Source organism: Streptomyces sp. NPDC089915 (genome assembly GCF_040684675.1).
In the GTDB taxonomy this organism is placed as follows: Bacteria; Actinomycetota; Actinomycetes; order Streptomycetales; family Streptomycetaceae; genus Streptomyces.
In genome coordinates this window covers 41,868-52,465 of record NZ_JBFBGN010000042.1, presented here as the reverse complement: position 1 = coordinate 52,465, position 10,598 = coordinate 41,868, and the positions used below count along the sequence as shown (strand labels likewise).

General features: G+C 73.5%; 9 protein-coding genes. All 9 read right to left on the bottom strand.

Annotated elements, in window-relative coordinates; genetic code table 11:
* Positions 1–180: 180 nt before the first annotated feature.
* Entirely contained in the window at positions 181–333 is a 153-nt protein-coding gene (locus tag AB0O29_RS15765) for a VenA family class IV lanthipeptide (protein WP_365151887.1), read from the bottom strand.
* 42 nt (positions 334–375) lie between these two features.
* Entirely contained in the window at positions 376–3,039 is a 2,664-nt protein-coding gene (gene lanL / locus AB0O29_RS15760) for a class IV lanthionine synthetase LanL (protein WP_365151885.1), read from the bottom strand.
* 532 nt (positions 3,040–3,571) lie between these two features.
* Positions 3,572–4,234 carry a hypothetical protein gene (locus AB0O29_RS15755; protein WP_365151883.1) on the bottom strand — a complete coding sequence of 221 codons (663 nt, stop codon included), beginning with the start codon at positions 4,232–4,234 and terminating at the stop codon, positions 3,572–3,574.
* Between the two features lie 76 nt (positions 4,235–4,310).
* Positions 4,311–5,471 carry an acyltransferase gene (locus AB0O29_RS15750; RefSeq protein ID WP_365151881.1) on the bottom strand — a complete coding sequence of 387 codons (1,161 nt, stop codon included), beginning with the start codon at positions 5,469–5,471 and terminating at the stop codon, positions 4,311–4,313.
* 195 nt (positions 5,472–5,666) lie between these two features.
* Positions 5,667–6,572 (bottom strand): hypothetical protein, encoded by a 906-nt coding sequence (locus AB0O29_RS15745; RefSeq protein WP_365151879.1) that lies wholly within the window; start codon positions 6,570–6,572, stop codon positions 5,667–5,669.
* The gene (locus AB0O29_RS15740; protein WP_365151877.1) at positions 6,569–6,907 is read right to left on the bottom strand and encodes a helix-turn-helix transcriptional regulator; all 339 of its coding nucleotides are present in this window, start codon (positions 6,905–6,907) and stop codon (positions 6,569–6,571) included. The genes AB0O29_RS15745 and AB0O29_RS15740 overlap by 4 nt, the downstream gene beginning before the upstream one ends.
* Positions 6,908–6,962: 55 nt before the next feature.
* Positions 6,963–8,489, bottom strand: a complete 1,527-nt coding sequence (locus tag AB0O29_RS15735; RefSeq protein WP_365151875.1) for an AMP-binding protein — start codon at positions 8,487–8,489, stop codon at positions 6,963–6,965.
* Positions 8,489–9,736 (bottom strand): DUF5938 domain-containing protein, encoded by a 1,248-nt coding sequence (locus tag AB0O29_RS15730; protein ID WP_365151873.1) that lies wholly within the window; start codon positions 9,734–9,736, stop codon positions 8,489–8,491. The genes AB0O29_RS15735 and AB0O29_RS15730 overlap by 1 nt, the downstream gene beginning before the upstream one ends.
* Positions 9,733–10,542: an SDR family NAD(P)-dependent oxidoreductase gene (locus AB0O29_RS15725; protein ID WP_365151871.1), complete on the bottom strand. Its 810-nt coding sequence runs from the start codon at positions 10,540–10,542 to the stop codon at positions 9,733–9,735. The genes AB0O29_RS15730 and AB0O29_RS15725 overlap by 4 nt, the downstream gene beginning before the upstream one ends.
* Positions 10,543–10,598: the final 56 nt, after the last annotated feature.

The window sequence follows — 10,598 nt, the reverse complement described above, 5'->3', positions numbered from 1 at the left end:
GGCGCCGCTGTGGGCGGCCGCCGGCCGGAGGTCCTCAGGACCCCTTCGTCTCGCTCCCGCGCGGGCGGGCGGTACGGGGTTCCGTCCGCTCGCGGGGGCCGTCTCCCGGTGCCTCGCCGACCCGGTGCTCGTCGTCGGGGCGGCCGGGCGGTGGCGGAGCCGAAGGGGCCCCGTCCCGGGTCAGGCGCAGCTGATGCCCACACAGACCGTGTTGAGGAGGGTCAGGATGCCGACGCAGGCGCAGGTGTCGGCGAAGGCGCCGTCGGCGCCGACCGGGTCGGTCTCGGGAAGGGCGTGCAGGTCGGCCAGCAGTTCGAAGTCGCGGGTCTCCATGGCTTTCTCCTTCTCTGTGAGGTGGCGGCAGGTTCCCTGCCGTCAGCCCGGCTGCTGGATGGTCCAGTGCCGGGAGTCCGTGTGGCGGGTCCTCAGCAGGAACGCGAGGATGCCCGCACTGCCGTCGCTCCAGCTCGTCGAGACGTCCCCGTACTCGGTGGGGAAGACGACGTGGCCGTCGCGGTGGGCCCGTTCGGTCGCGATGAGGCGGGCCAGGTCCTCGGCCATCGCGTGGTAGGCGGGGTCGGCGGTGGCCGAGGCCAGGTCGAGGAGGAAGTCCCCGTTGCCCGCGAGCCCGTGGCACTGGGCGAGGGGGGCGCGGGAGGCGCGCTCCACGACGGCCCGGGCGGCACCGCGGGCGAGTTCGCCGTAGCGGTCGTCCCCGGTGGCCTGCCAGAGCCGGAGCAGGAAGGTGCCGATGCCCGCCGCGCCGTGGCACCAGTACGGGGCCGTCGGCGGGTCGCCGGCCTGCGTCGGCCACTGGGCCGCGCCGCCGACCCGGACCGCCGCCGCCACCAGTTCCTCACCGGCCGACACGGCCAGGTCGAGGTACTCGGCGCGGTCCGTGACGGCGGCGGCTTCGAGCAGGAAGTATCCGATGCCGGACGTCCCGTGGGCGAAGCCGAGGTAGCGTTTGCCGGCCTCGGAGGCGAGGGCGGATTCCGCCGGGACGGGCCAGCTGACGCCGGAGGGCGCGGGCCGTGCCGCGGCGGCCAGCCGGTCGGCGGCCTCGGTGACGAGTCCGGCGAACCGGGGGTCTCCGGTGCGGTGCCACAGGTGGGCGGCGGCCAGTCCGCTGCCGGCCTGGCCGTGGGTGATGTCGTGGCTGAGCGTGGGTTCCTGCGGGGCCAGGGCCAGGGCCGTCGCGTGGTCCGCGAGGGCGCGGTCCTCGACGGCGCGTGCGGCCTCGTACAGGGCCCAGGCGGTCCCCCGTCCGCCGAAGTGCAGGCCGGGCCGGATGGAGCGGGTGTCCGTCCGGTCGGCGATCCAGCGGCCCGCGGTGGATATCGCCTCGGGGAGGCGGGGGTCGTCGGTGAGGCGGTGGTAGCGGGTCAGGACGGCGAGTACGCCGGCCGCGCCCTGCTGGACCGTACAGGGGTCCGCCTCCCCCGCCTTGGTGGACACGGGCCACAGCCGCGGCGCGTCCTTCGGGGTCATCGAGTCGAGGAGGTGGTCGACGATGCCCGCCACCGCGGCCCGCGTCGCGTCGGGCGGCGGCGGGGCGGCGGCGGGGCGCGGCGTGCTCACGCGCACGGTGGTGCGCAGGGCCGCGCGGGCGGTGGCCGGGTCCCAGCGGTCGGCCGGGTCGTCCCTCATCAGTCCGAGGATCATCTCGGGCAGGCCGTCGGGCAGGGGGAACGCGGCGCCGGCGGCGGCCAGCCATTCGGCGAGCCGCTGGTCGGCGGTGCGGCCGGCGGGGCGTTCGGGCAGCTGGTGGGGCACCTTGCCCATGAGGACGAGACACACGGCGGCGCCGAGGCTGTAGTAGTCGGCCGTCGGGGAGACGGGGGCGTCCGCCAGGCGTTCGGGCGCGCTGAACCCGGGGGTGCCGACGGTCGTGGGCAGGGCGGTGTCGCCCTTGAGGACGGCGAGTTCGAGGTCGATGAGGCGCAGTTCGCCGTCCGGGCGGACCATGATGTTGCCGGGGGTGAAGTCCCTGAGGACGCAGCCGTGCGCGTGGGCCGCGGCCAGGAGGTCGATCAGGCGGCCCGCCTGGGTGAGGGCGTCGGCGCGGTAGCGTTCGGCGCCGACGTCGCGGAAGTGCTCGGCGACCCAGGTGCGCAGGGGTATCCCCGGTATCTCCTCCTGGGCGAGGAACAGGTGTCCGGCGTGGTCGAACACGGCGAGGGGTTCCGGGGCCAGGCCGGTGCCGCCGAGTTCCTCCAGGGCTCTGGCCTCGGCGCGCAGCCAGTCGCGGACGTCGCGGCCCGTGGCGTCGGTCTCCACGTGCGGGCGGGCCTCCTTGATGACCACCGGCGCGCCCGTGGTGACGTCCGTGCCCCGGTAGACGCCGCCCTTGTTGGTGTGCCGGATCGCCTCCCGGACCGAGAAGCGGCCGCCGAGCAGGACCGGTTCCTTCGCCGCCTCCCGCGCGGGGCGCGGGGCCGGCACCGACGCGGGGAAGGGGCTGACCGCCCAGGCCGGGGGCGCGTACTGCCCGGCGCGTACGTCCTCGACGGGGTTGCCGTCGGGGTCCTCGACGTACCAGACGAGCAGTCCCTCGTCGGAGAGCCTGCGCCGGCCGACGAAGGCGCCGTAGCGGTAGTGGACCAGGCTGTTCGCGGCGTAGGGCTGGTCCGAGAGGATCCGGGGACCGGGCAGTCCGGCCGTGGCCGTGTGCAGTGCGAGCGCGATCCGGGCCGCGTCGGTGTCGGAGCCGGGGTAGACGGTGATGAACTTGCCGGAGTTGCCCCGGGGCGTGGCACGGGAGTTGAGTGCGCTCACCTGGTCCAGGGAGCGGGCGAACTTGAAGACCGACCCGTCCCGCAGCAGCACGCCGAGGGCCTGCGTGAGGACGGCCGGCGCGGAGGCGGCCGTCGCCGAGACGTGGAGTTTCCAGCCCTGCTCGGGCAGGGTCGCCGACGGGGGCGTGAGGCGGCACCACATGTCGTCCGTGTCGGTGGTCCAACGCGCGCCCTGGCCCGTGGAGTCCAGGGCCTGTCGGAGGAGTTCTTCGAGGTCGACTTCGGTTGCGTGGCTCGTCATGCCCGTCCCTCTCAACGGCGAGGACCGCTGGTTGGAATATGCCTTCGGTAAGGAAAAACGTACAGCCGGCGCCCGGTCGACGTCACTGGATTCGGCGAGCGCACGGTGTTGTTGGAAGTCCGGATGGTGTCAACCGGCGCGGAAAGGAAGCGCGGGGATGGTGCGCGCGGTGGTAATTCACCGGCGGTCGTTCGGAATTGCGCCTGCAGGGACTCCTGAGAAAGGAAGCAATCCGATTTCGATGGGAGTCGAGGGGTCTGGGCGAACGGTTCGGCGTTCGTGTTTCGCGAGGGACGCTATCAGCGCCTCGCTCACGCCCCACAGCCTTCCCGGTACATCGGCCGCGGTAAAGAGTTCGATTCCGCCAAGGGGCCAACCGGCTGCGTACGCGCCGTTCGGGGCCCCGTCATGATTCTCGATCAGTCGGCTGAGCTGCGTAACGCCGAAGACGCTGAAACGTCAAGGAAACGCGCGACGGCCCCGGAATCGGCTCAAACCTGCGAGCGAGCCGCTCCGGGGCCGCCTGCGGGGGTCAGCGGGGACCGGACAGGCCGGTGCGCTCCAGCGCGCGCAGCACCGCCGCGCGGTCCCCGGCCGTGTACGCGTCCGCGTCCGCGTAGACGTCGTCGAGGACCGCCTCGATCTCGGAGGCGGTGACGCGGTAGGCCTCCGCCGCCTCCAACAGCCGCAGCGCGCGCTCACGGGGCACGCCCCGGTCGGCGTTGACCAGCAGGTCCACGGCCTCCGCGCGCACCGCGTAGCGGCTCATCCCGCAGTCGAGGCCGTCGTCGTCCAGCCCCTGCGGGTAGGGCGCGCGGGCCCAGGCGCCGTCCTCGTACCAGTAGACGCAGCCGAGTTCCCAGCCTTCCAGGAGGTCCCGCAGCCGCTCGAACGGCAGCCAGTCGGGCGCCTGCGCCAGCATGTCGATCGCGGGCTTGTGCCACTTGACGGCGCTGGACTCGTCCTCGCCGTAGAGCGCGTAGCGGCCCCCGCCCATCGGCGCGAGGGTCCACCAGGTGCAGCCGCTGTCGTCGAGGTGGAGTCCCTCGTCGTCGATCCAGGCACCGCTGCGGTGCACGAAGGGCGTGTTCTCCCCCTTCTCACTGGCCTCGAGTACGGCGGTCAGGGCCCAGCGGGCCCAGAGCAGTTCGGCCGCCGGCAGGTCCTCGGGCCGGCCCGGCCTCTCGATCTCCATGTACTGCCGCTCCCTCGTTCCGTGTTCCGTGCCCCGCCATGATCGCAGGGCGGGCCGTCCGCCGCGGAATCCCGCGTCACCGGTCCCGCGGCGGGGCCGGGTCCAGGGCCCTGGTGAGGTGGCGGCGCAGGAGCGGCCCGAGCCCGCGGTCCACCTGGCGGTTCAGTACGGCGGCCAGCAGCAGGGAGAAGAGGAGGCCGGCGGCGACGCAGGGCAGCAGGCCGAGGGACGGGAGGGCCTTCAGGACGCCGCGGCTGACGGGTACGCCCACGCTCTGGTGGACCAGGTAGAAGGGGTAGGTCAGCGCACCGGCGTAGACGAGGGGCCGCCAGGAGAGGTGGCGCAGCCGGCTGAGTGCGGCCAGGGCGAGCAGGACGAGGAAGCCGGTGAGGACGCTCGCACTGAGCACCCAGTTGGACGTGGGGTGCGTGGCCACCCGGTCGTCGAGGACGGTCAGGGTGTAGCACCAGGCGAAGCCGGTCAGCAGCCACAGCAGCAGGTTGGGGCCGAAGCGGTGCATCAGGTGGCAGGCGATGCCCGCCACGAAGAGTCCGGCGTACTGGCTCAGCAGGATCTCGTCGAGGACGGCGGAGTCCAGTTCGCGGCCGACGGACGCCAGGACCAGCCAGAGGAACCCGAAGGCGACGACGCGCAGATAAGTCAGGCCGATGAGCAGCAGAGCGGCCATGAGGAGGTAGAAGCGGGCCTCCACCCAGAGGGTCCAGGCGACGCCGGCGGTGAAGTCCACGCCCAGCGGGCCGGGGATCATCGTCAGGTTGCCGAGGGTGGTGCGCAGGTCCGTGGGTGCCCCGGACCGCTGTCCGGCGAGCACGGTGACGGTGCCCATGGCGACGACGATCAGCACGACCGCCCAGTAGAGCGGGAACAGGCGGGCGATGCGGGAGACGGCGAACTGCGCCGGGGTGCGTCCCCAGCAGCTCATGCAGATGACGAAGCCGCTGATGAGGAAGAACGCCTCGACCCCGAGCCAGCCGTAGCCGCTGACGGCGTGGAGCAGCGGGGCGGCCTGCGGCAGGTCGTGGTGTTCGCCCCAGAAGCGGGGGGTGGGGGTGCCCAGGTAGTGGTAGGCCGCCACCGCGATGGCGGCGAGCAGCCGCAGCCCGTCGATCGCGGCGAGGCGCCCGCCGCCGTCCGGAGCGTCCGCCGACCGCGCTCTCGCGGACCGGCCGGGGCGGAGCGTGGTACGGGCGGCTTCGCGCAGTGCGGACTCGGGCATGGGAGCTCCTGTGGCGGGGCGGACACGGACAGCGGTCCGCCGGTTGGGGAAGGAGGAGGGCACACCGCTCCGGGCCACCGGGCGGCGGGCGCGGGGCGGGGTTAGGCGCCCCCCGGCTACGGGACGGCGGTCAGGGCCGGTTCAGGTGGCTCGGTACCGGGCGGGGGTAGTGCCCCCCCGGCTACCCGCCGGCGGTCAGGCCGGGTTCGGGGTGTCGGGGCCGTTTCCGCGGCGGATGCGCAGGGCCACGGCCGTCACGACGACGGCGCCGGCGGTGGTGAGGACCTCCTCGGTGCCCACCCAGCCCGAGAAGTACAGCGTGCCCAGCAGGGGCGCGGAGGCGAAGGCGAGCGCGGCCGTGCTGCGGATCTCCGCGAAGGCCTGACGGCCCGCCAGGACGAGGGCGGCGACGAGCGGGACGCCGAACCGCCAGGGCAGGACGAGCCCGATGCCGAGCGGGTCGGTCACGACCATGAGGGCCACCAGCAGGACGGCCCAGGCCACCAGGGCGAGCACGCCCGCCCGGCTCCGCACCCGGCGGGCCGGCCGCAGGTCCGGCGGGCAGGCCAACGGGAGGGCCGCGATGAGGACGGGCGCACACAGGAAGCCGATGATGTCCCACCGCAGTTCGGGCGACAGGTGCCAGATCGGCAGGAGGAAGCTCACCGAGGCGGCCGCGGCCCCGGCGGTCGCGCAGAGCACGCCGGGTACGTAGGAGCGCCCGGCCAGCGCGACGACCGCCCCGATCAGGGTCAGCAGGTAGCCGCCGTTCATCAGGCTGACGAGCGGGGCCGCGTTGCCGGCGGTCCCGGCGATGCGCATGACGTACCAGTCGCCGGCGGTGCCGATGAGGTTGAAGGCGGCGTACGCGGCGGTCGTGGCCAGGGCGAAGGGGGCGGCGCTCGCGGAGAGCCGCCCGCCGGCGTGGGCGGAGCCGAGGCCGAGGCGCAGCCGCAGGGCGTGCGCGACGATGTCGGCGGCCTCGCGGAGGCGGGCGCGCGGGCCCGCCTCCACGGTCGCCTCGCGGTAGGCCTCGGCTATCTCGTCGCCGAACGCGCGCCGGAAGCCGGGCGGGTACAGCCGCAGGAGTACGGGGTTCACGCGGTGGCCGCCTTGCCGGCCGCGCCCAGCCGCCGGGTCGCCTCGCGCGCGGTGGCCGCGATCCGCTCGGCCTCGGCGGCGAGGGCCGCCCGCCCGGGGGAGGTCAGGGTGTAGGTGCGCCGCAGCCGGCTGTCGACGACCTCCTCGCGGTGGACCTCGATCAGCCCCTGCTGCAACAGGCGTTCCAGCGCGCCGTACAGCGTGCCGGTCCGCATCTTGACCCGCCCGCCGGAGATGGCCTCCACCTCGCGCGCGATCGCGTAGCCGTGACGTGGTTCGTCCGCGAGCGCGGTGAGGAGGAGCAGGGTCGGTTCCTGCATCGCACGATCACTCATGTGATCACTATATGTCAGTCACCGGCATATGTAGCCAGGGGGAGGTGACGGCCCCTCACACCAGCCTTCGCCTCACCTCGCTCTTGAGCACCTTGCCCACCCTCGAGCGCGGCAGGTCCGGCCAGATCTCCACCTGCTTGGGCGCCTTGACGGAGCCGAGGCGCTCCTTGCCGAAGGCGATGACCCCGGCCCCCTCCAGCGCGGCGCCCGGGCGGAGTTGGAGGACCGCCGTCACGCGTTCGCCCCACCGGTCGTCGGGCAGGCCCACCACCGCGCAGTCGGCGATGGCGGGGTGTTCCATCAGGGCCTGCTCGACCTCGGCCGAGTACACGTTGAACCCACCGGTGATGATCATGTCCTTGGCCCGGTCGACGACGTGCAGGAACCCCTCCTCGTCCAGGAACCCGATGTCGCCGGTGTGGTGCCAGCCGAACCGGGAGGCCTCGGCGGTGGCCGCGGGGTCCTTGTAGTAGCCGGCCATCACCAGGGAGCCGCGCACCACGATCTCCCCGCGCTCCCCCGCCGCCACCGTGCGGCCGTCCTCGCCCATGACGGCCACGGTGACCAGCGGGCCGGGCCGGCCCGCCGCCGAGAGCCTGTGGGCCAGGACCCTGCCGTCCGGGTCCACGTGGTCGCGCGGGTGCATCGTCGCGATCATCATCGGAGCCTCGGTCTGCCCGAAGAGCTGCCCCAGCACGGGCCCCATCAGCCCGATGGCCTCCTCCAGCCGGGTCGGGGACATCGGCGCCGCCCCGTACCAGAGGCACTGGAGCGATGAGTAGTCCGTGGTCGCGGCCCGCTCGTGGTCGAGGAGCGCGTAGATGACGGTCGGCGGGAGGAAGGTGTGGGTGACGCGCTCGCTCCCGATCAGCCGCAGGAACTCCCCTACATCGGGTGTGCTCATGACGAGGATCCGCCCGCCGAGGGCGAGGACGGGGAAGCACAGCACCCCGGCGGCGTGGGTGAGGGGCGTGAGCGCGAGATACGTCGGGCGGCCCTCGAAGGGGTAGCCGATCAGGGTGAGCGCGGTCATGGCCTCCAGGTTCCCGGCGGTGAGCATCACCCCCTTGGGCTCCCCGGTCGTCCCGCCCGTGCCGACGAGCATCGCCAGGCCCTCCGGCAGGGGCCGGGCGGCGTCCGCGTCCGGCCCGTCCGCCGTCCACCGCTCCAGCGACGGGTACCCCTCGACGCTGTCGTCCAGGCACACGAAGACGGTCACCTTCGGCAGGTGCGGGGCCATCTCGGCGACCTGCTCGGCGTACGCGGGGTGGAAGACCAGGCAGCGGCAGTCGAAGAGGTCGAGCAGCTGCCGGGTCTCGGCGGCCGTACCGCGCGGGTTGACGGGACACCAGACGGCGCCGCGCCGGGCGATGCCGAACATCGTCGCGAACGCGGTGACGTCGTTGTGGGAGAGGATCGCGACGGATTCGCCGGGCGCGACGCCGGAGCGGGCCAGCGCCCCGGCGACCGCGTACGAGTGGTCCTGGACCTCCGCGTAGGTCATGGTGCGACCGGGCCCGGCCAGGCACACCGCGCCGGCGCCCAGCGAGGCGCCCTTGTCCAGGTGGTCGACGGGGGACATCACGCGTGGGCCGTGACGATCGGGTCCATCACCAGGCCGAAGTTCTTGAGCACGCCGAGCAGTTCGCGGTACCCGAACGCCTGGCAGGCCGAGGCGAACCCGGCCCGGCGCGGCGGCTGCTGGAGGAGCGAGTAGGCGGCGTACGCCTGGAGGAGGCCGGTCTGCTTGTAGTTGGAGTTGCCGTGCAGCGCCACGTGGACGCGGCCGAGCGGGCCGGAGGCGTACACGGAGTCGATGGAGGTGTTGGTGCGGGGGTTCTCGCGGGGCGGCATGTCGGCCTGGAGCCCGGAGGCGATCTCGGAGAGGGCCGCCTCCTGGGCCTCGGGGTCCAGGGGGCGGATCCGCTCCTCGAACATGGCGGTGGTGGCGATCACCCCGTCCATCACGGCGCGGTCCATGACCCCGCCGGTGACGGTGCAGGTCGCCACGCGCGGGTCGTCCTTGAACCAGACGGGGTGCAGGGTGCCGCCCCAGGGCACGGTCAGGGCGGTGCCGTGCCGCCCGGGGACGACGCACTCGCGGGTGGCCTGGTGGTCCCAGGCGACGTACTCGTTGTCGACGAGGTGGTACCAGTCGGCCTTGAGGATCGTGAAGATGGTCTGTGTGGAGGCGTACGTGGGAAAGCCCTTCCACAGCACCAGCATGTCGAGGGTGTCCAGGCCGGGGCCGGCCTCCAGGGCCACGTTCGCCGCGATCTCGCCGGTGGTGTACATCTGCGCGATGCCGGGAGAGAGCAGGAGCCCGGCGTCGGCGAAGCGCCGGCCGTACTCCCGCCGCGCGAGCAGCGTCCAGTCCTGCTCGCCGGTGGTGTCCAGGAAGTGGCAGCCGGCGCGCAGCGCGGCCTCCGCGGTGTCGGGGCCGTACTTGATGAAGGGGCCCACGGTGGAGCAGACGACCCGGGCGCCGCTGAACAGGGCGGTGAGCGAGTCGACGTCGTGGGAGACCTCGGCCACCTCGTAGTCGGCCGTCTCGATGCCGGGGATCCGCTCGACGACCTCCCGGACCTTCTTGGCGTCACGGCCGGCCGCGATGAAGGGGACGCGGTACTCGCGCAGGTACTCGCAGATCAGTCGGCCGGTGTACCCGGAGGCGCCGTAGACGACGACGGGCCTCTTGGCGGGGCCGGTCCGGCCCGGCCGGCTCTCGGCCGTCTCGGTCGCCTCGTTCACGTCGTTCATGTCGGTGCTCTCGTCCACTCGGGTGCCGGCGGTCAGGTGGGTGGTGTTCTGCGTCATCGCGGTGCTCACATGCCCATCCCGCCGTCGACCGGCAGGCCGGCGCCGTTGACGAACCGGGAGGCGTCCGAGGCCAGGAAGACCACGGCGTCGGCCATGTCCGCCACCTCGCCGAGGCGCCCCGAGGGGGTGAGCGCCACGACGGCCCCGACGGCGGCCTCGGGCCCGTCGAACAGGCCGAGCCCGGAGGTCTCGACGGCCAGCTTGACGCCCATGTCGGTGGCGACCAGCCCCGGGTAGACGCAGTTGACGCGCACGCCGTAGCCGAGGCGGCCGGACTCGGCGGCGGCGACGCGGGTGAGCCGGTCGACGGCGGACTTGGTGGCGGAGTACCCGGCGATGCCGGGGAAGGCGATGGTCGCGGCGACGGAGGCCACGTTGACGATCACCCCGCCGTCACCGCCGGCCGGGCCGCCGCGGCGCATCGCGCGCAGGCCGTGCTTGATGCCGAGCATGGTGCCGATGACGTTGACGTCGAGCATCCGGCGGATCTCGTCCGGGTCGGTGTCGACGAGGAGCTGGGTCACCTCGACACCGGCGTTGTTGACGACCACGTCCAGGCCGCCGAGCTCCGCGGTCGTGTGCGCGACGGCCGCCGCCCACTCCTCGTCGCGGGTCACGTCCAGTGCGGTGGCGGCCACGCGTGCCCCGGTGTCCGCGGCGATCTCGGCGGCGGTGCGCTCGACGGCGTCCTTCAGGACGTCGCCGAGCATCACGGACGCCCCCGCCGCCGCCATCGCCCGCGCCATGCCGGCGCCCAGCCCTCGCGCCGCCCCGGTGACGAGTACGCGCCGGCCCGTCAGATCCAACTGCCCCATGATGCCTGTCCCTTCACGTCGGAAGTGATGCGCGGCACAACGTAGGACCGGTTTTG